This is a genomic window from Bradyrhizobium sp. 63_E2_N1_3 (assembly GCF_052076005.1).
Classification (GTDB): Bacteria; Pseudomonadota; Alphaproteobacteria; order Rhizobiales; family Xanthobacteraceae; genus Bradyrhizobium; species Bradyrhizobium barranii.
In genome coordinates this window covers 2,916,429-2,935,732 of record NZ_CP197235.1, presented here as the reverse complement: position 1 = coordinate 2,935,732, position 19,304 = coordinate 2,916,429, and the positions used below count along the sequence as shown (strand labels likewise).

Sequence of the window (19,304 nt, the reverse complement as noted above, 5' to 3'; positions counted from 1 at the left end):
GCACAAGGACACCGCGGGATCAGTCGAACACTTGCTGACGATTGCGTATCAACGGCGGGAAAGACGTACCCGGCGCGAACATTGGCGCTCCCAAAAACATTCACTGCTGCTGGATCAAAGACACGTCGGGGGTCACGGCTCGATAGCAATCTCGACACCGTCGTCACTCCATAATTAAGTCGTCCGACCTCATCCACATCATCGCGGAAAAAGGTCGAGCGACACTGCACAGTTCTGGATGACGCAAGGCGACGGATACCAGGATCATGCCCCCTCATCCAAGTCGGAGGCTCTCCGAGCAGTCGCCGCTTTACATCTATCGAAAATGGCCGCGCGCCGATCAGGCGCGCCGCCGAAATTTTGGAATGAGCCGGGCGGCACTCGCGGTCCCAATCCAAAATGTCACTCGGCTGCTTGCGAGAAGCCGTCACTCACGCTGGTTGATGTGTCTGTCCGCTCTTGCGGCTTCGCTGCCCTCAAGAACGTAGGCAGCCAATCGGTCGCCGCCAGCAGCTGCTCAGCAGCTTCGCCATATCAACTTTCTTCATATCAGCTACCCATGTGTTGACGTGGCATCAGGTTGTCCGCGCCACCACGGATCCTCATAACTGCCGCACTTTCCGCAGGCCCGCGGTCGAACCGAGGTCGGCCGAGCACGCGGTAAGTCCTGTATCAATCAAAGCCGGTCCGTCGCAGTGCGCATTCCCAATTCCAACACTCGAAATCGATCCGATACCTCAATGCACGGCCGCCAGCGAATCTGTCGGATAGGCCATTGATGATGCATCCAAAGCAGTTGACTGCCTGCTAGCGGGCCCAACCGACAACCGTGCGCCGAGACTTTTAACTATTTCCACCTTTTGGATTTCATCGATCAAAATTGCCTTTCCTCGAGCCTGCGCTCCAAGCCCTCCTTTTCGCGCGCTAATCTGGCCTATCACCGCTAGGCCGCGCCGCGCACTAGAGAGACAACATCTCCTACTGTAGAAGTCCCTATGTGATCGGCGTCCACTCTCACTCCACGGACGAAATCTAGATCTTCCAAATCGGACGTAGTTCTTCTGAGATCGGCTCTTATTGCACCAAGCGGCACCCAGCAGTGAGATCAGACCTCCCACTTTCACCCCGCTCTCCGCTGCCTGCCCGCTATCCACCCGCTGGAACCTGGCCCGCGATGATGAGAGCAGACATGGCCGCAGCCTATCTGGACTTTGGAAACACAGGCGAGCTCGCGCGCGCAATCGGTCGAGGGCATGCACCGCCACCCGTCAGCTGGCGCGGAACAGGACGGCTGCGGCAGCCAGTTTGGTCGAAGGCGATCATGGACCAGTTTGCAGCGCCGATCGGGACAAGACATCTTCGAGAAGCGGAGGACCTATTATGCCTCGTATGATGTCATTTGATACAGCACCAACACTTCCTCGATATTGTCGACGAAAAATACTAGCGAACAATAGGATAGCCTATTATTTCGAGCCGCCAACCTGGGCTCGTCGACAGGGCTGCGGTTTAGGCCCTGAAGCGTTAGGAAGCGATTACGCCAGTGCCGTCGAGCGGGTGGATAAAGTTCTCTTGCCCGCGTTCGAAAGTTGGCGCTCGCGGGGCTTAAGTGACATGATCGCCGCCTCTCCCGAACCGGGCACGTTCGATTGGCTAGTCAGCATCTTCCAGGCTCACCAGAAGTGGGACGAAATCGACAGCAACACTCAGCGTCAGTACAGGAAAAGCCTCGCACTCTTCGCCAATCACGAGTTGAAAGATGGAAGTCGTGTTGGGTCGAAGCAATTGTCCGATTTCACAAAGGCCTTCGTCGACGCAGTCTATGGAAAGCTGCTAGTAGTAACAAAAGTAGGTAGCAATGGAGAGGTAATCGTCCGCGAACGTCGACGTTATGCAAATGTGGCCATGGCGAGCTGCCGGCGCGCCTGGTTCGTTGGCCAGCGCGCCCAGGAAAAGATGGTACCGGCGAGCAATCCATTTTCACGGATGGGACTAAAATCAAGTGCACCCGGACGGCCAATACGGCCCACGCCGACCGCAACGTGGGATGAACTTGTCGCTTTCAGAGCCGCCGCGACAAAGCTTGACTACCGCTCGATCGGAACTGCTGCTTTGTTGGCATGGGAGTGGTTACAGCGGGAGCAGCACGTCTTCGGCGCCTTCGACATTTCGCACTATCGCCCAAGCGAGCGGCCAAATAGCGTCAGGATCGTGCATCCAAAGAATGGAGAGGAAGCCTGGTGGCCGCTGCTAGACGAAACGGGCGCCCCTCTCTTTCCCGAACTTATGGAAGAGCTCGACGAGATTAAAAAGACCTCGCTCTCGGGCCTGGTATTCCGACGCGACCATGCGCATCGTCGGTCAAAAACCCCGCTTCCATGGATTACCCCACGCAAAGACCTGCGCTATCTGCGCAGCGTGGTAAAGAAGATAATCGCGGAGGCTGGCCTTCGTCAGGAACTTTCCTTTACTTCCTTCCGGCACGGAGGATTCACCGAAGGCGCCGACAGCGATCTCACGGATGCAGAGTTGCGCGCCGCTGGCCGTCATAGGTCGAGCCGCCAACTGCCAACCTACGCCAAGCGCACCGGAAAGCAATTGATCAGAGCCACCAAGAAACGTCGCGAGGAGCGGGCAAGATCGCTCTTTGTTCGACTAAACGCCAATCATCCCTTGGAATGAAGGTGTATTGGGCGACCGCGGCATCTAACGAATGTAAATGAAATGATCGCCTATTTTCCCGTCCAGACCGGCTTCCTCTTCTCGCCGAAGGCCTTCAGGCCTTCCTTCGCGTCCTCGGTCATCGCGAGCAATGCGATCTGGCTCTCCGTGTAGGCGATGCTCTCGTCGAACGACATCGAGGCGATGGCGCGCATGGCATATTTGCCGCGACGGATCGCGGTGGGGGATTTGTCGACGATGCGGCCGATCAGCCAGTCGACCTTGGCATCGAGTTCGCCGGTGGGCACAACGTAGTTGAGCAGGCCCGCAGCTTGCGCGGCTTTCGCGTCGAACGGCTCGCCGGTGAGCGCCCATTCGTTGACGAGTCGCGGCGGCGCGATGCTCTGCAACAGGCTCAGCACCTGCATCGGGAATACGCCGACCTTGACCTCCGGCAGACCGAAGATGACGTGATCGGCCGCAATCGCCATGTCAGTCATGCACAACAGGCCCATGCCGCCGGCCATGCAGACGCCGCCGACTCGCGCAATCGCCGGCTTCGTCGCATTCTGCGACAACCGCAGCAGATCGGCATAGTCGACGTTCGGCTTGGAATGATCCATCGCGAACGCCGCGCCGGAACTCTGCAAGTCGGCGCCGGCGCAGAACGCCTTGTCGCCTGCCCCCGTCAGAACGATGACGCGGACGTCCTTGTCGTCATGCGCGTCGCGATAGCCTTTGGTGATGCCGGCGATGACCTCGCCGTTCAGCGCGTTGCGTTTTTCCGGCCGGTTGATGGTGATCCAGAACGCCTGCCCACGCTTTTCGGTGATGATTGCTGTGGTGTCGGTCATGGTACGCTCGCTTCCTTGCTCCCGTTTGCAGCCATTTGCGGCAGCTCGGGCGGCAGGTGCAAGGGCAATCTGTGGCGAGGTGCCGCTTTAGCGCCTCGACACAAATCGGCGGGCGAGCGAAGCGTGCGCTCAGGCCGAGACCGTTTTCCTGATCCAGACCTTGTTGTCGTGGAATGCAGCTCCCCCGATCGGCGCGATCGTATCGGCTCCAGTCAGCACGTTGATGCCGCGGCCGCCGATATGATTCTTGTTCGGGTGAACGGATTCCGCGATCAGCACGCCGCGCCGCACGCCGTCGAACAGCGTTGCGAGCAGCGTGGTTTCGCCGCGGGTGTTGCCGAGCGTCACGGCGTCGCCGTCGGCGATGTCGAGCGCGGCCGCATCCAGCGGATGGATCATCACGCTCGCTCTGCCTTCGCGCGCCTGCGAGGACGGCGTCTCGTTGAAGGTGGTGTTGAGGAAGCTGCGCGAGGGACTGGTGGCGAGCCGGAACGGATGGGCTTGATCGGTATGCTCGATCACCGCCCAATGGTCCGGCAGCGACGGCATCTTGTCGAAATCGCCCATCGTCTGGCCGAACGGCGGATGCGCCCAATCGGCCTTGAAATGGAATTTCTTGTCGGCATGGGCAAAGCCGTCGAGATAATGCGAGGTCCGGAAGTCCGGTTGCAGGTCGCGCCAGATGTCGGCTTCGAGACCAGCGATGTCGCCGTGGTTGCTGAGCTTCAGCGTCGCGTCGATCAATTCGCGCGGCGTCATCTCGAAGCCCGGATGCTTCGCGCCAAGCCGCGGCGCCAGCGCCTGCATGACCTGATGGTTGGAGCGGCATTCGCCGGGCGGGTCGATCAGCTTCGGCCCGACCGAGATGTGCTGGTGGCCACCGCCGTAATAGAGATCGTCATGCTCCATGAACATGGTCGCCGGCAGCACGATGTCGGCCATCTCGGCCGTCTCGGTCATGAACTGCTCGTGCACCGCCACGAACAGATCCTCGCGCGCAAACCCCTGACGCACCAGCGCCTGCTCCGGTGCCACCGTCATCGGATTGGTGTTCTGGATCAGCATCGCCTTGATCGGCCCCTTGCCGAGCAAGGCTTCAGCATCGCCGGTGAGGATGCGGCCGACCTGCGACTGATCGAGCGCCCGCGTGGTCTTATCGATCGCGTCGTGGCCCTCGATGAGGGATTCATTGAAGTGCCACAGCGCGTAATTGTTGAAGAAGGCGCCACCGCCTTCATATTGCCAGGCGCCGGTCACCGCGGGAACGCAGAGCGCCGCATGCATTTGCGCGGCGCCGTTACGCGAGCGGGTAAAGCCGTAACCGAGCCGGAAGAAGGTCCGCTTGGTCTCGCCGACCAGTTTCGCAAAGGCCTCGATCTCCGATACCGGCACGCCGCAGATCGTGGACGCCCACTCCGGCGTGCGCGTCTTCAGATGCGCCTCGAGCTCATCGGGGCAATCCGTGTACTTGTCCATATAGGCGCGGTCGGCGTAGCCATCGCGGAACAGGACATGCATCACGCCGCACGCGAAGGCGCCATCGGTGCCGGGCCGCAGGATGATCTTGATGTCAGCCTGCTTCATGGTCTCGTTGTCGTAGATGTCGACGGCGGCAATCTTGGCGCCGCGCTCCTTCCGCGCACGCGCAGCATGCGTCATCACGTTGACCTGCGTGTTGACCGGGTTGGTGCCCCAGATCACGACGAGATCGGAGAGCGCCATCTCGCGCGGATCGACGCCGGCAATCTTGCCGGTGCCGATCGCGAACCCGATGCGCCCGACATTGGCGCAGATGGTCTGATAGAAGCGCGAATATTTCTTCACATGCGTGAGGCGATTGAGGCCGTCGCGCATCACCAGCCCCATCGTGCCGGCGTAGTAATAAGGCCAGATCGATTCCGCGCCATACTCGCGCTCGGCCTTGTTGAAGCGATCCGCGATCTCGTCCAGCGCCTCGTCCCACGAGATCCGCGCGAACTGCCCGGAGCCCTTCGGCCCGGTGCGGCGCATCGGATACATCAGCCGCTCGGGGTGATGGATGCGCTCGGCGTAACGGGCGACCTTGGCGCAGACGACGCCAGCCGTGTAGGTCTGCTTTTTCGAACCTCGGACGCGGCCAATGCTGCGGCCTTCGACCACCTCGATATCGAGCGCGCAGGCCGAGGGGCAGTCATGCGGACAGGTCGAATGGCGGATTTCGATCTTGGCGTGCTGGTTCATGTCCAAATTCGTAACACCAAATGACCTGCCAGCCGAGGGCATTTATCCGGCAATGCCCATGCGATTTGCTCAAATCGCGCGCGCCCGCGGTTCCTGCCGCGCCTGCGAAATGCTGCGGGATCACACCGAAAACCGCCCGATATTCCCTGTTCGACCAGCTTTGTGAGGCGTCGACAGTCCACGTTCCCTGCCGCTACAGTGCCAGCCAACAAGAACGACATCAGGGAGGTGGGCATAATGGCCCGACGTTTTATGCTGGCGCTGGCCGTAAGCCTGTTCGCCGCACTCTCGGCATCCCCCTCATTGGCACAGGATTACCCGACCCACGCCGTCCGGATCGTGGTGCCCTTTGGCGCCGGCGGGCCCGCGGACGTCGCGGCCCGGCTGATCGGCAACGTGCTCCAGGAGAGCTTTGGCCAGCCCTTCGTGGTCGAGAACCGCACCGGCGCGGGCGGCGTCATCGGCACGGTCGAAGCGGCGAAGTCGCCGGCCGACGGCTACACGCTGCTGATGATGTCCAACACCCAGACCGCGAATGAATCCCTATTGACGCCGGACAAGCGCAAATACGAGTTGATGCGCGACCTCGCGCCGATCGCGCCGGTGAACTACTCCGACCTCGTCATCGTGGTGAACCCGCAGGTTCCGGCGAAGACGCTGCAGGAGTTCATCGCGCTCGCCAAATCGCAGCCGGGCAAGCTGAACTACGCCTCCTCCGGCCAGGGCACACCCTATCACATGGCCGGCGAGCTGTTCAAAGCGATGGCCGGCATCGATGTGGTCCACGTGCCCTACCGCAACAGCGGCGAGGCGCGCAGCGGCGTGATCGGTGGACAGGTGCAGATGATGATCGACGCCGTGCCGGCGATGGCGCCGAATATTGGCGAGAACCAGGTCCGCGCGCTCGCGACCACCGGCAAGGAGCGCTCGGCCGTGCTGCCGAACGTGCCGACCGCTGGCGAAGCCGGCGTAGCAGGCTATGAGGCGACGATCTGGCTTGGCCTAATGGCCCCGGCCGGCACGCCGAAGCCTATCATCGACAAGCTCAATGCCGCCGTGAACGCAATGGTGAAGCGACCGGACATCGTAAAGCTCTGGACCGAGCAGGGTGCCGTACCCATGTCCATGACGCCGGAGGAATTCGAAAAATTCCTTCGCGGCGATATCGAGAAATGGGCCGATGTCGTCAAGAAGTTCGACAAGTCCTGAGGCCGTAGAGCGATCATGCCGACCATTCAATTTCAGCTCAACGGCGCGGCCATAGCCGTGGATGCCGATCCCGACCAGACGCTGCTCGATGTGCTGCGCGGCCGGCTCGGCGTCACCGGTCCGCATTTCGGCTGCGGGGCCGGTGAGTGCGGGGCCTGTCACGTCATGGTGGGCGACCGCGCGATGGCCTCCTGCGACATGCCGATGTGGTCGGTGGCGGACAAGGACGTCGTCACGGTGGAGGGCCTCGGCACGGCCGAGCAGCCGCATCCGCTGCAACGCGCCTTCGTCTCCGAGCAGGCGATGCAATGCGGTTACTGCGTATCGGGAATCCTCATCAGCGCGGCAGCGCTGCTGAAGCGCAATCCCTCGCCGACGGAGACCGAGGTCAGAGCCGCGCTCGATCGCAATCTGTGCCGCTGCGGATCGCACAATCGCATGGTCCGCGCCGTGCTGCGCGCGGCAGCGGAGACGGCGACGTCATGAGTATGCCCTCCCCCGTCCCGAAACTGCCGGTTAGCCTCGCGGCCAATCCAAAGCTGTCGTCCTGGGTGCGGTTTAGCGGCGAAGGCGGTGTCGCAATCTCGCCCGGCAAGGTCGAGATCGGCCAGGGCATCGTCACGGCGCTGGCGCAGATCGCCGCAGACGAGCTCGACGTCGATATCGGCAGGATCGAGCCGATCCGCGCCTCGACGGCGGCCAGCCCGAACGAGGGTGTCACCTCGGGCAGTCTTTCGGTCCAGCAGTCCGGCCGCGCGCTGCGACACGTCTGCGCCGAGGTGCGCCAGCGCTTCCTCGCAGCCGCATCGGAGCGTCTCGGCGTCGATGCGGCGCTGCTCGATGTCGATGACGGCACGATCTCGGGTCCCGGCAACGTCAGGACCAGCTATTGGGAGCTGGCTGGCGACGTCTCGCTCGACCGCGACGCCACCGCGGGCGCCGTCGCGAAGCCCGCTGCCACACGCGATGTCGCCGGACATTCGGTCCAGCGGGTCGACATTCCCGACAAGGTGTTTGCCCGACCGCGCTTCATTCACGATTGTGCATTGCCGGACCTGGTGCACGGCCGCGTGCTGCGGCCTGACATCTCGGGTGCCAGGCTGATCGCGCTCGACGAGACGGCGGCGCGCGTCGTTCCCGGCCTCGTCGCGATCGTCCGCGACGGCGGCTTTGCCGGCGTGGTTGCCGATAGCGAGGCTTCGGCGGAAGCCGCACTGAAAGCCTTGCGCAAGGGCGCAACCTGGTCGGCCGGCGAGCCGTTGCCCGACGAAGACGATCTCGCGAGCTTTCTGAAGAGCCAGCCGGTCGAAACCACCGTCATCGACACCAGAGCAGCGTCAATGACGAAGAAAGCTGCGCGCACCCTCCGCCGGCAATACACCCGTCCCTACATCGCACACGCCTCGATCGCGCCGTCCTGCGCCATGGCGCAATGGGACGGCGAGCGTGTCCATGTCTGGACACACAGCCAGGGCGTCTATCTGCTGCGCGCCGATCTTGCGATCGTGCTCGAGCTGCCGGCCGAGAACATCGTCGTCGAGCATATGGAGGGGGCCGGCTGCTACGGGCACAATGCGGCCGACGACGTCGCGCTCGATGCCGTGTTGCTGGCGAAAGCCGCCGGCGGCCGCCCGGTGCGGGTGCAGTGGTCGCGCCATGACGAGATGTCTCATGCGCCGTTTGGCGCAGCGATGGCCATCGAGATTGAGGCCGACCTCGATGCGAACAGCGAGATCGTCGGCTGGCGCCATGCGATCTGGAGCAACGGTCACGCCGCCCGGCCGGGACGCGCGGCACAGCCGGCGCTGCTTGCGGCGACCGAGATCGCGAACCCCTACCCGCGCATGATCTCGACGAATCCACCGGCCGCCAATGGCGGGGGCGGCGACCGCAACTCCGTTCCACTCTACGACCTTCCGGCCTGGACCATCACGAGCCACCGGCTGCTGACGATGCCGGTGCGCACGTCGGCGCTGCGGACCCTGGGCGGGCAAGGCAATGTGTTCGCGATCGAATCCATACTCGACGAGATCGCGGTCCTGCGCGGCGAGGACCCGATCGCGTTCCGCCTGCGTCATCTCCGCGACGAGCGCGCCAGCGACGTCATTCGCGCCGCGGCACGGCGCGCGCAGTGGAAACCGCAAAAACAGTCTGGCATCGGCCACGGCGTCGGCTTCGCTCGCTACAAGAACACGGGCGCCTATTGCGCCGCGATCGCCGAGATCGAAGGCACCGACGACATTCGCGTCCGGCGGTTGACACTTGCGGTCGACGTCGGCGAGGCCATCAATCCGGACGGCGTCATCAACCAGATCGAGGGCGGTGCGATCCAGGCCACGAGCTGGGTGCTGAGGGAGCGCGTGCGCTTCGATCGCACGCACATCACGTCGACATCCTGGACGGACTATCCGATCCTGACCTTCAGCGAGGTGCCGGCGGTGGATGTCGAAATCATCCAGCGGCCGGAGATCGAGCCGGTCGGCGCCGGTGAGGCCGCGCACGGCCCCGTGACGGCAGCGATCGCTAATGCGGTCTACGATTGCCTCGGCGTGCGCGTACGCGACCTGCCGATCACGCGCGACAGGATCATCGCAGCCATGGAGCTTGCATCGTGACGACAGTGAACATTTTGAGCGGCGGCGCGGCGCAAGGGCTGGTGCGCGGCCTCAGCGAGCCTTTCAAGGTGAAGACCGGCCTCAGTATCGACGGCGAGTTCGGTGCGGTCGGTCGCATGGCCGACAAGCTGCGCGCGGGAACGCCGGCCGATCTCGTGATCCTGACGCAGGCCATCCTTGCGAAGCTCGCCGCGGAGAAGCTCGTCGTCCCCTCCTCGATCGCAGATATCGGCCGGGTCGAGACCGCACTGGCGGTCCGTAACCGCGATCAGAAAGTCACGGTGAAGACTGAGGCCGATCTCCGCGAGGTGCTGCGATCCGCGGATGCCATCTACGTTCCAGACACCAAAGACTCGACCGCGGGACAGCATGTCGCAAAAGTGCTGGATCAGCTCGGCATCGCCTATGAGGTCGCATCGCGTCTCAAGATCTTTCCGAACGGAGCGACCGCGATGCGGGAGCTTGCGTCGTCCACCGCCGCACGGCCAATCGGATGCACGCAGGCGACCGAGATCATCGCGACCGACGGCATCGCGCTATCAGGGTCGCTGCCGCCGGGCTGCGAACTGGTGACGATGTACACGGCCGGCGTCACGGCGCGGGCCGCACACCCGAAGGAGGCGGCCGCGCTGATCGCACTGCTGACCGGCGCAGACCGGAAGGAGCTGCGCCGGAGCATGGGCTTTACCGGCTAGGTGCCGACGGCCGCCTTATTTGTGCAACTGGGTGAGACCGGTCGGCGGCCCGTCGACCGCGGTCCAGCCGCCGTCGACGAACAGCGTGCTGCCGCTGACATAGCTCGCGGCATCCGAAGCGAGGTAGGCCACGGCGGTCGCGACCTCGTCGGCGCTGCTCCAGCGGTTGAACACGGTGTGGCCGGCGTAGAGATTGTAGATGTCGGGCCGCTGCTTGAACGGGCCGGTCAGTGCGGTCTCCGCAATGCTTGGCGCGATCGCGTTGACGCGGACGCCAGCGTGGCCGACCTCCGAAGCAAAACCCTTCACCAGGAGGCCAATGGCCGCCTTGGTCGAGCCGTAGACGCCAAGGCCCGGCTCGATGGTCACCGCGCGCACCGAGGAGCAGGCGATGATGCTGCCGCCCTTCTGCTCGACCATGATGCGGCCGAAGGCCTGGAAGAACCAGACGGTGCCCTTGACGTTGAGGTTGAGGACGCGGTCGAGATCCTCCTCGGTGTAGTCGAGGATGGTCTTGCGGATGTTGAGCCCGGGCGTCGTCACGGCGATGTCGAGCCGCGAGAATTTCTGCATCACGATCTTGGCGAGCGCATTGACGTCCGCAGCGCTCGCGGCGTCGCAGCTAGCTGCTTCCGCCCAGCCGCCCTTATCGCGAATTCCGGCTGCCGTCGCCTCGGCGGCGTCAAGCGCACGATCTGCGCAAACGACGCGGGCGCCGAGCCCGGCCAGCGCCTCGGCCGACGATTTGCCGATGCCCGAGGCGGCGCCGAGCACCACGGCGGTCTTGCCGGTGAGATCGAAGAGCTTGCGATAGTCAGTCACGAACGGATTCTCCCTGCGTTGCTGCTATCCCTTGTAGCCCATCAGCAGGCGGGGCAGCCACAGCGAGAACGCGGGGACGTAGGTCACGAACATCAGAGCTGCGATCAGGGCGGCATAGAACGGCAGGATGGTGCGCATCACCGCCCCCACCGAGATGCCGCCGATGGCGCAGCCGACGAACTGCGTCGTTCCGACCGGCGGGGTGTTCAGCCCCAGCGCGCAGTTGATCAGCATCAGCATGCCGAACTGCACGGGGTCCATGCCCGCCTTCATCGCGATCGGCAGGAAGATCGGGGTGCAGATCAGGATGGTCGCCGCCATGTCCATGAACGTGCCGAGCACGAACAGGATGACGTTGATGAGCAGGAAGATGACCCAGGGTTGCGAGGACACCTTGCTCATCAAGTCGCCGGCGAAGTCGGCCACCTCGTAGAGTCCCATCAGGTACTGGAACATGGTGGAGACGCCGATCAGCAGTAGCACCACGCCCGTCGTCTTCACGGCCTTGGCGGCAGCCCGCAGGAAGTTCGGCAACGTCATGGTGCGGTAGATGAAGAACGTCAGCAGGATCGTGTAGGTGACCGCGACGGCTGCGGATTCAGTTGCGGTGAAGACGCCGGACAGGATGCCCGCCAGGATGATGCCGACGATCAGCAGGCCGGGCAGCGCGGCCGCGAACGAGCGGAAAACCTCGGCCCAGCCCGGGAACTTGCCGGCCGGATAGCCGCGCTTCACCGCGACCGCATAGGCGGCAACCAGCATGCACACCATCAGCACGAGCGCCGGCAGGAGGCCGGCCGCGATCAGCGCGCCGATCGAGACCTTGCCGCCCGCGGCGAGCGCATAGATGATCATGTTATGGCTGGTCGGCATGAGCGCGCCCACCAGAGAGGCATGGGTGGTGACGTTAACGGCGTAGTCGGTATCGAACCCTTCCTTCTTCATCATCGGGATCATCACCGCGCCCATCGCCGACACGTCGGCCACGGGCGAGCCGGAGACGCCGCCGAACAGCGTGCAGGCGACCACGTTCGACATGCCGAGCCCGCCGCGGATGTGTCCGACGAGATTCTTGGCGAGCTGCACGATCTTGTCGGCTACCCCGCCATGCAGCATCAGCTCACCGCTGAAGACGAAGAACGGGATGGCGAGGAAGGAGAAGATGTTCATCCCCGACATCATCTGCTGAAAGATGACGGCGACCGGCAGGCCTTCGTAGAGGATGGTGCAAATCGCCGAGAGGCCGATCGCGAAGGCGACGGGTACGCCGAGGATCAGGAAGCCGAAGAAGGTTGCGCCGAGGATGATCAGTTCCATGAGGGGACGACCTCTTCGCCGCGCAGGAGAGCAATGATGTGCTCGATTGAAAAGGAGACGATCAGGACGCCGGAGGCGATCAGCGGGACGTAGCGGATGACCTCGGGGAGCCCGAGATTGGGGATCTTCACGGTCCCGACCGACGCTCCGAGGATCCAGCCGTTGTAGGCCATCGCAATGCCGAACACGGCCACCAGAACGTGGATCACGAGCTCGATCTTCTCTCGCAGATGATCCGGAAGCATCACCAGCAAACTGTCCATGCCGATATGTCCGGCGTCGCGAACGCCGACGGCGGCGCCGATCAGCGTGACATACAGGATCAGGACCAGCGCAAGGTTCTCCGTCCAGGTCGGGCTGGAATTGAGCACGTAACGTCCGAACACCTGGTAGAACACGATGGTGACGATGACGAGCAGGCCGGTCACGGACAGATACATGCCGAGGCGAGCAACGACGGCATTGATCCGCGACAGCAAGCCGGTCGACGGTCGGCCGGTTACCTCCTGCTCGTGGCTTGCGACATGTGGGTCTGTCATCGGCGTCTCCTTACGCGTCCCCTTCGCGAGGGTCCGGTGCCGCCTCGCGGCGACGCCGGACCCGACGCTGTGGTCTTACTTCGTGTCCTGGATCCGCTTGACGAGGCCCTTCAGCTTTTCGTCACCGGCAAACTTGTCGTACACCGGCTTCATCGCTTCGACGAATTCCGCCTTGTTGGCGATCGTGACGACCTGGACGCCGGCGGCCTCGACGGTCTTGCGCGAGGCCTGCTCACGCTCGTCCCAGAGCTTGCGCATGACGGGCACCGATTCCTTGGCCGCCTTGCGGATCATCGCCTGATCCTCCTTGCTCAGCGTGTCCCAGACCTTCTTGGACATCACGAGAACTTCGGGCGCGAGCGAGTGCTCGGTGACGTTGTAGAACTTGGCGGCCTCGAAGTGGCGCGAGGACTCGTAAGAGGGCCAGTTGTTCTCGGCTGCGTCCACGAGGCCCGTCTTGAGGGCTGTGTAGACTTCGCCATACGGCATCGGCGTCGGATTGGCGCCAAGGCTCTGGATCATGCCGACCCAGAGGTCGGACTGCTGGACGCGGATCTTCAGGCCCTTGAGGTCGGCGAGCGACTTGACCGGCGCCTTGACGGTGTAGATGGAGCGGGCGCCGCTGTCGTAATAGGCAAGCCCGACCAGGCCAGCGGGCTCCATGGCTGCGAGGATCTCGTCGCCGATCGGTCCGTCAAGGACGGTGCGCATGTGCTGGGTGTCGCGGAAGACGAAGGGCAGGCACAACGCGATGGTTTCAGGCACGAAGTTGTTCAACGGCGATGCGTTGATCCGCATCATGTCGAGGGCGCCGATCTTCAGCTGCTCGATGGTGTCTTTCTCGGAGCCCAGGGCTCCATTGGGAAACACCTTCACGCCGAGCTTGCCGCCGCTCGCCGTCGCGAGCTGCTTGCCCATGAACCTGACGGCCTCGACGGTGGGATAATCGGTGGGGTGGATGTCGGCCGAGCGGAAATCGCGTGCGGTCGCCAGCGGCGCTGAGACCGCCAGTACGGCGGCTGCGATGATGCCGGTAAGTGTCTTCATCTGGGCTTCCTCCTGAGTTGATTATGTCGTTGTTGGGCCGATTCTGCAGGCCGCCTTGGGTCGCTCCACTTCAGGTGTAAAGTCAAGCGTTACAAACGCACCACCTTGGTCGGATTGCGCGGCGGAGTCGAGCGGATTTGACTGGTGGATGATCACGGCGAGGAAAGGTGCGAGCTTCATCGCGCCCTCTCCGGCGGGGACTTGCGCGGCAGGTGCCGGCTTCCCTTTAATCCCGCCTCGCCGTCGGCCAATGCCGGACGCGAGGTGACGATGCTCGTCATATCCATGGACGTTCCTCTGGTTTTAGAATCGACCGCTATTGGTTGCGGCTTGGAGGTGCAGACGTGACGGTCGCCCCATCCTTGTGCGATGCGCGCTGATCAGCGCGATGTCGCCAACGTCGTCCCTAGGGCGGGCGGCATTCTGAGTCCAAGCCAAATGCGGCATCGATCAATGCTGGAGTTGCATCGATCGGTCATGCATCACTTCGAGGGCGCGATCGGCGAATGCCCCCGTTTTTCCGAAATCGCCTGCACCGGGGCGTTACTTGACGCCACAGGGAGAGCCCGCCCAAGATGCGCCGAAACTGAACATCGCGAGGAAATTCCCATGCCGCGGAAGCTGATCGATATTTCCGTGCCGCTCAGAAACGACGTGACGGCCGATCCGCCGGGCAATCACCCGACGATCCAGTATATTGATCACCAGCAGGGCCTGCCCCGCATGCTGCAGTTCTTCGACGGCCTCAAGGCGGAGGATTTGCCGGATGGCCAGGGCTGGGCGGTCGAGCAGGTCTCGCTGTCCACCCACAACGGCACGCATCTCGACGCGCCCTGGCACTTCCACCCGACCATGAATCGCGGCGAGCGGTCATGGACGATCGACGAGGTGCCGCTCGAATGGTGCCTGCAGCCCGGCGTGAAGCTCGACTTCCTGCCCGATGGGTACGTGGTGACTGCCGACGACGTCGAGAAGGAGCTGAAACGGATCGGGCACACGCTGTCGCCGCTGGAGATCGTGGTCGTCAACACCAGCGCCGGCGCCAAATTCGGCCAGGCCGATTACGTCAACTCCGGCTGCGGCATGGGCTATGAGGCCACCATGTACCTGCTCGAACGCGGCGTGCGGCTGACCGGCACCGACGGCTGGAGCTGGGACGCGCCGTTCGTCTATACCGCGAAGAAATATGCCGAAACAAAAGATGCCGGCCTGATCTGGGAAGGTCACAAGGCGGGACGACACATCGGCTATTGCCATCTCGAGAAGCTGCACAATCTCGACAAGCTGCCGTCGACCGGATTCACGGTCTCATGCTTCCCGGTAAAGATCGAGCGAGCGTCCGCAGGGTGGACCCGAGCGGTCGCCATCGTCGACAATCAGGTCTGAGGCCTCACTCGCCGTCGAGGCCGCTCTCGGCGAGGTCGCGCAGCGCATCGGTATCCAGCACGACGATGGCACCGTGCTCGAGACGAACCCAGTTGCGGCCGGCCCAGGCGCGCAATTGCTTGTTGATGCTCTCGCGCGTCATCCCCACCATCTCGCTGATCTCCTGCTGCGTGATGGCGAGCGTGCCGCTGCCGGAATCGAACTTGCGCTCTTCGGTGAGACCGAGCAGCGCGCTCGCAAGCCGGCCCGGCAGATCTTGCAGGATCACCTGCTCGACCTGCTGGCTGGTCCAGCGCAGGCGCGCGCAAAGCAGCTCGATGAATTTCATCGCCAGCGCCGGCTGGCTCTTCACGAATGGCAGGAAGTCGCGGCGGTCGATGATGTAGAGCTCGCAATTGGTGTTGGCGGTCGCGTCGGCCGAGCGCGGCGCGCCATCGAGGACCGCGATCTCGCCAAAGATTTCTCCAGGACCGATCAGATTGAGAATAGCGTTCCTCCCATCCGGCGACGAAGAGGAAATCTTCACTGTTCCCGTGATCACCGCGAACAGGTTGTTGCCGGGATCGCCCTTGGCGGCGATCGTCGCACCACGCTTCACCGTCGTGTGCTTGGCGTAGCGGCAGAGCTGATCGAGCGCCTCTGGCTCCAGATCCGCAAAGATCGGGTGCTTGCGCAGGACCGATAATTTGTTGCCCGCCGCTTGTCGGGGGTCGCCGGTCTTGTCCTGAGGCACGCCGCTGGGCTCCTAAGACTGCGAGGCACTGGAGTTCCTGCGTAGTCAACGTTAGCAGGCTTTTCAACCGGAAAGCATGTGCATGGTTTGAGCCAAATACGGCGAAAATGCCACGGTCGGGCGCCAAGGCGGCATCCGGGGGATGAGCCAATGTGTCCCGGTCGATGCAGAGTTGCAGCTATCTCGCGCGCCATTGCGTTGAGGCGCTGCCGAACGGCCGCGAGCCGGCCGTGGAAGCCTCCGCGGCAAGCATGGTAAAACGCGATTGTGATCTCAGGACCGTCAGTGCTTGGCCTCCGAATCGGGCCGACCTGCGCTGGTTTGCCGGTCTGCCCATGCCAAAGCCCCGGCGAATGTGACAAAAACGACCACGACAGCGATCGTCACCAGCAGTGCGTCAGTCGGCATGATGCCCTCCCCTGTTATTTTGGGCATTATTGGCGGCGCACGACCGCCGTCATTGATTGGGATCAAAATTGGCGATCCGGATCAGGCCGCAGCCAAGGCCTCGACCTTCGCCGGATCGAGTAAGCTGATGCCGCCTTGAACGATCTCGATCACCCCATGTCGTTCCAGCTTGGTGAAGGTGCGACTGACGGTTTCGATGGTCAGGCCGAGGTAGTCGGCGATGTCCTGACGACTCATCGGCAGCTGAACCGTGTCCGACGCGCCCTTCAGCAAGAATAGCCGCTCGCGCCAGGCGAGCAGAAACGTCGCGACTTTCTCGTCCGCCGATCGGCGGCCGAGCAGGACCATGTGGTCGCGCGCCTGGCTCAACTCGCGAATCGCCAGCTCGTTGATCCGCCTGAGGAGATGCGGCCGGCTCTCGACGAAGCGGCCGAAGGGCGCCTTCGCGAACTGGCACACGGTGACGCCACCGATCGCATCGGCCGAAAAATTGTGACGGCCGGAAATATTCATCCCCAGGAAATCGCCTGGTAACGCGAATCCCACGATCTGCCGCCGACCGTCGGGCAATAGCTTGTAGAGCCGCATGACGCCGTCGAGGAGATTGTAGAACGAGGTCGTGCTGTCCTCCTCGGAGAAGACGGTCTCGCCCCCGTCAAAGAGGACGCGGCGCCCCAGATGCTCGAATTCCCTGAGCTCGGCCGGGTCCAGCGACGAGCACACCGCGAAGTCGCGGACCGCACAATCGCGACAGAAATGCCCGTTCGGCTCAATCGTCACCACGGAAGCCTTCATCTACCGCTCCAAGCACCGGCTGCCCCGCATCAGGCCGAGCCCACCGCGCGGGCTGCATTTTACTGCACCGCGCCAAAGCCGATTGACCCAGATCAATTTTGGCAGGCATGGCCGTCTTGTGCTGTTGCTAGACCGCCTGCACCGTCCAGCCGATCAGCTCCTTTGCAATGCGGGCGAAAGCTGTGTCGAACGCCGCGACCGCTGCGGCCGGCTCGACCTTGTCAAGCGTCTCGCTGGTCTCGACGAGGCGCGACGCCACCACTTTGCCGTTCTTGTCGACGATGCGTGCCGACAGTCCGATCTCGACCCGAGCCTCGCCTTCCGTGGCGATCCGGAAGCGCCTGATGTCGATCAGGAGCTGGTAGTCCGCCTGGCCGAGATCGCTCGTGCGCAACGGCGCGTGAGCGATGTCGTAATTCTCAAAACTGTCGATCAGCCGCGCCTGCACCAGTTTTGGAATGCTGTCGGCCCAGAGGAATTCCGCAAAGCCCGGATTATCCCCGCTGGGTGCAAACAACATCCGCTGGGTCTGGAGCATCGCGACCGCGGTCGGCTCGGGAATCGCCAGTGACGCCGAAAGCGTCTTGCCGGCCGGCCCAAGATTCTGCGGCGTGCGCAGGTCGTAGGTGATCTTCTGCGCCGGCGTCCCGCCGCCGGTCATCTTTTCGAGGCCTGCCAGAATACCGTCGATTTTGCCGGTGTTGCGCGCGAGCCCGTCGGAGAATGTCTTGAGGTTCGCGATGGTGTCCTTCAGCGGACCGGAATTGTCCTCCAGCACGGTGTCGACCCGTCGCAGCGCATCGCGCGCAGCCTGCGTCATGCTCTGGCCTGCACCGGCCTCGGCGATCAGGGTCACGGGCTCGCCGGCCTTGGCAACAATCATGCCGCCCTCCAGCGTCACCACCGGCACACCGGTCAGCCCCTGGAAATCGAGCCCGACCTTGGTGTCGGTACGCACGGGTGTCGTCGAGACAACCGAGATCGTCGCATTGACAAAGCGCGGATTATCCGGCGCGAGGCCGAGCTGCGTCACCTCGCCGACGCGGATGCCGTTGAACAGCACGCCGGCACCGACCAGCAGGCCCGGCACCGGACCCTGGAATTGCACATGATAGTTCGCGCGCGGCCCGATGCCGCCCGTGTTGTTCAGCCAATAGACGAAGCCGAACACCGCGAGGATAGCGGCCAGCACGAAGCTGCCGATCAGCACGTAGGGAGCGCGGGTTTCCATGTCTCATCTCATCTGGTGTTGCAGCATCTGTGAGCGCTTGCCGTGGAAATAGGCGCGCACCCAGGGATGCTCGGATTGCAGCAAATCGCGCATCGGACCGATCGCCACGATCTTGCCGTCGGCGAGCGCGGCGACGCGGTCGCAGACCGTGGTGAGGCTCGCAAGATCATGGGTGACCATGAACACGGTGAGGCCGAGGGTCTTCTGCAGCGTCCCGATCAGCGCGTCAAAATCGCCGGCGGCGATCGGGTCGAGACCGGAGGTCGGCTCGTCCAGGAACAGGATCGGCGGATCGAGCGCGAGTGCGCGGGCCAGCGCCACGCGCTTGGTCATGCCGCCCGAGAGCTCGGACGGATATTTGTCGGCGTCCTGCGCTCGCAACCCGACCATCTCGAGCTTGGCGATCGCAATCTCGTCCATCAGCTCCTGCGACAGCACGAGATTTTCGCGGAGCGGAAACTGCACGTTTTGACGAACCGTCAGCGAGGAGAACAGCGCACCTTGCTGGAACAAAATGCCCCACGTCGTGGCCGCGCCTTCGGTGCGGCCACCGATCGGCCGTCCCATGACTTCGATGCTCCCACCCTGGCGCGGGATGAGGCCAATGATGGTACGCATCAAGACCGACTTGCCGCCGCCGGACGCGCCGACGAGCCCGAGGATCTCGCCTCGGCGGACGTCGAGCGACAGATGGTCGAGCACGGTCTGGCGGCCGAAGCCGACCACGAGGTCGCGAACGCGGATCGCCAATACCTCTTGCGATTCGTCCATC

At 63.3% G+C, this 19,304-nt stretch carries 18 protein-coding genes; 6 read left to right on the top strand and 12 right to left on the bottom strand.

Features of this window, described 5'->3' with window-relative positions; all coding sequences use genetic code 11:
• Positions 1–1,614: 1,614 nt before the first annotated feature.
• Positions 1,615–2,682 carry a hypothetical protein gene (locus AB7531_RS13615; protein WP_049813062.1) on the top strand — a complete coding sequence of 356 codons (1,068 nt, stop codon included), beginning with the start codon at positions 1,615–1,617 and terminating at the stop codon, positions 2,680–2,682.
• Positions 2,683–2,732: 50 nt separating this feature from the next.
• On the opposite strand, the gene AB7531_RS13610 is transcribed toward AB7531_RS13615, so the two are convergent.
• On the bottom strand, positions 2,733–3,515 hold the full coding sequence (locus tag AB7531_RS13610) for an enoyl-CoA hydratase/isomerase family protein (RefSeq protein ID WP_063982109.1): 783 nt from the start codon (positions 3,513–3,515) through the stop codon (positions 2,733–2,735).
• A 129-nt stretch (positions 3,516–3,644) separates the two neighbouring features.
• The gene (locus tag AB7531_RS13605) at positions 3,645–5,735 is read right to left on the bottom strand and encodes a molybdopterin oxidoreductase family protein (RefSeq protein WP_063982108.1); all 2,091 of its coding nucleotides are present in this window, start codon (positions 5,733–5,735) and stop codon (positions 3,645–3,647) included.
• Positions 5,736–5,972: 237 nt separating this feature from the next.
• Here AB7531_RS13605 and AB7531_RS13600 point away from each other — a divergent pair, with 237 nt between their 5' ends.
• From AB7531_RS13600 to AB7531_RS13585, 4 genes are read left to right on the top strand one after another with little or no spacing between them, the layout of a single operon-like run.
• Positions 5,973–6,944: a Bug family tripartite tricarboxylate transporter substrate binding protein gene (locus AB7531_RS13600; RefSeq protein WP_354134232.1), complete on the top strand. Its 972-nt coding sequence runs from the start codon at positions 5,973–5,975 to the stop codon at positions 6,942–6,944.
• A gap of 15 nt (positions 6,945–6,959) precedes the next feature.
• A complete protein-coding gene (locus AB7531_RS13595; protein WP_063982107.1) occupies positions 6,960–7,430 on the top strand; it encodes a (2Fe-2S)-binding protein in 471 nt (156 codons plus the stop codon).
• 2 nt (positions 7,431–7,432) lie between these two features.
• On the top strand, positions 7,433–9,559 hold the full coding sequence (locus AB7531_RS13590; protein ID WP_063982106.1) for a xanthine dehydrogenase family protein molybdopterin-binding subunit: 2,127 nt from the start codon (positions 7,433–7,435) through the stop codon (positions 9,557–9,559).
• Positions 9,556–10,254, top strand: a complete 699-nt coding sequence (locus AB7531_RS13585; protein WP_063982105.1) for a molybdate ABC transporter substrate-binding protein — start codon at positions 9,556–9,558, stop codon at positions 10,252–10,254. Before AB7531_RS13590 ends, AB7531_RS13585 begins: the two co-directional genes overlap by 4 nt.
• Before the next feature lie 15 nt (positions 10,255–10,269).
• On the opposite strand, the gene AB7531_RS13580 is transcribed toward AB7531_RS13585, so the two are convergent.
• From AB7531_RS13580 to AB7531_RS13560, 5 genes are all read right to left on the bottom strand, one after another.
• Positions 10,270–11,076 (bottom strand): SDR family NAD(P)-dependent oxidoreductase, encoded by an 807-nt coding sequence (locus tag AB7531_RS13580; RefSeq protein WP_063982104.1) that lies wholly within the window; start codon positions 11,074–11,076, stop codon positions 10,270–10,272.
• Positions 11,077–11,100: 24 nt separating this feature from the next.
• The gene (locus AB7531_RS13575; protein ID WP_014493780.1) at positions 11,101–12,393 is read right to left on the bottom strand and encodes a TRAP transporter large permease; all 1,293 of its coding nucleotides are present in this window, start codon (positions 12,391–12,393) and stop codon (positions 11,101–11,103) included.
• Positions 12,384–12,932: a TRAP transporter small permease gene (locus AB7531_RS13570; protein ID WP_014493779.1), complete on the bottom strand. Its 549-nt coding sequence runs from the start codon at positions 12,930–12,932 to the stop codon at positions 12,384–12,386. The genes AB7531_RS13575 and AB7531_RS13570 overlap by 10 nt, the downstream gene beginning before the upstream one ends.
• A 75-nt stretch (positions 12,933–13,007) precedes the next feature.
• Positions 13,008–13,979: a TRAP transporter substrate-binding protein gene (locus AB7531_RS13565; RefSeq protein WP_436855489.1), complete on the bottom strand. Its 972-nt coding sequence runs from the start codon at positions 13,977–13,979 to the stop codon at positions 13,008–13,010.
• A 21-nt stretch (positions 13,980–14,000) separates the two neighbouring features.
• Complete coding sequence (locus AB7531_RS13560) at positions 14,001–14,159, bottom strand: hypothetical protein (protein WP_187387998.1); 159 nt, start codon at positions 14,157–14,159, stop codon at positions 14,001–14,003.
• 429 nt (positions 14,160–14,588) lie between these two features.
• On the opposite strand from AB7531_RS13560, the gene AB7531_RS13555 reads away from it, so the two are divergent.
• Complete coding sequence (locus tag AB7531_RS13555) at positions 14,589–15,365, top strand: cyclase family protein (protein WP_063982101.1); 777 nt, start codon at positions 14,589–14,591, stop codon at positions 15,363–15,365.
• Between the two features lie 4 nt (positions 15,366–15,369).
• Here the strand turns inward: AB7531_RS13555 and AB7531_RS13550 are convergent, their stop codons facing one another.
• From AB7531_RS13550 to AB7531_RS13530, 5 genes are all read right to left on the bottom strand, one after another.
• On the bottom strand, positions 15,370–16,098 hold the full coding sequence (locus tag AB7531_RS13550; RefSeq protein WP_063982100.1) for a Crp/Fnr family transcriptional regulator: 729 nt from the start codon (positions 16,096–16,098) through the stop codon (positions 15,370–15,372).
• 282 nt (positions 16,099–16,380) lie between these two features.
• Positions 16,381–16,506: a hypothetical protein gene (locus tag AB7531_RS13545; RefSeq protein ID WP_256376474.1), complete on the bottom strand. Its 126-nt coding sequence runs from the start codon at positions 16,504–16,506 to the stop codon at positions 16,381–16,383.
• An 81-nt stretch (positions 16,507–16,587) separates the two neighbouring features.
• Positions 16,588–17,301, bottom strand: a complete 714-nt coding sequence (locus AB7531_RS13540; protein ID WP_063982099.1) for a helix-turn-helix domain-containing protein — start codon at positions 17,299–17,301, stop codon at positions 16,588–16,590.
• Between the two features lie 127 nt (positions 17,302–17,428).
• Entirely contained in the window at positions 17,429–18,532 is a 1,104-nt protein-coding gene (locus tag AB7531_RS13535; RefSeq protein ID WP_063982098.1) for an ABC-type transport auxiliary lipoprotein family protein, read from the bottom strand.
• A gap of 3 nt (positions 18,533–18,535) precedes the next feature.
• The gene (locus AB7531_RS13530; protein WP_063982097.1) at positions 18,536–19,303 is read right to left on the bottom strand and encodes an ABC transporter ATP-binding protein; all 768 of its coding nucleotides are present in this window, start codon (positions 19,301–19,303) and stop codon (positions 18,536–18,538) included.
• Position 19,304 lies beyond the last annotated feature (1 nt).

Coding starts and splice junctions, on each gene's coding strand:
- AB7531_RS13615 (WP_049813062.1), top strand. CDS start 1,615: ATGATCGCCGCCTCTCCCGAACCGGGCACGTTCGATTGGCTAGTCAGC.
- AB7531_RS13610 (WP_063982109.1), bottom strand. CDS start 3,515: ATGACCGACACCACAGCAATCATCACCGAAAAGCGTGGGCAGGCGTTC.
- AB7531_RS13605 (WP_063982108.1), bottom strand. CDS start 5,735: ATGAACCAGCACGCCAAGATCGAAATCCGCCATTCGACCTGTCCGCAT.
- AB7531_RS13600 (WP_354134232.1), top strand. CDS start 5,973: ATGGCCCGACGTTTTATGCTGGCGCTGGCCGTAAGCCTGTTCGCCGCA.
- AB7531_RS13595 (WP_063982107.1), top strand. CDS start 6,960: ATGCCGACCATTCAATTTCAGCTCAACGGCGCGGCCATAGCCGTGGAT.
- AB7531_RS13590 (WP_063982106.1), top strand. CDS start 7,433: ATGCCCTCCCCCGTCCCGAAACTGCCGGTTAGCCTCGCGGCCAATCCA.
- AB7531_RS13575 (WP_014493780.1), bottom strand. CDS start 12,393: ATGGAACTGATCATCCTCGGCGCAACCTTCTTCGGCTTCCTGATCCTC.
- AB7531_RS13570 (WP_014493779.1), bottom strand. CDS start 12,932: ATGACAGACCCACATGTCGCAAGCCACGAGCAGGAGGTAACCGGCCGA.
- AB7531_RS13565 (WP_436855489.1), bottom strand. CDS start 13,979: ATGAAGACACTTACCGGCATCATCGCAGCCGCCGTACTGGCGGTCTCA.
- AB7531_RS13560 (WP_187387998.1), bottom strand. CDS start 14,159: ATGAAGCTCGCACCTTTCCTCGCCGTGATCATCCACCAGTCAAATCCG.
- AB7531_RS13555 (WP_063982101.1), top strand. CDS start 14,589: ATGCCGCGGAAGCTGATCGATATTTCCGTGCCGCTCAGAAACGACGTG.
- AB7531_RS13545 (WP_256376474.1), bottom strand. CDS start 16,506: ATGCCGACTGACGCACTGCTGGTGACGATCGCTGTCGTGGTCGTTTTT.
- AB7531_RS13540 (WP_063982099.1), bottom strand. CDS start 17,301: ATGAAGGCTTCCGTGGTGACGATTGAGCCGAACGGGCATTTCTGTCGC.
- AB7531_RS13535 (WP_063982098.1), bottom strand. CDS start 18,532: ATGGAAACCCGCGCTCCCTACGTGCTGATCGGCAGCTTCGTGCTGGCC.
- AB7531_RS13530 (WP_063982097.1), bottom strand. CDS start 19,303: ATGGACGAATCGCAAGAGGTATTGGCGATCCGCGTTCGCGACCTCGTG.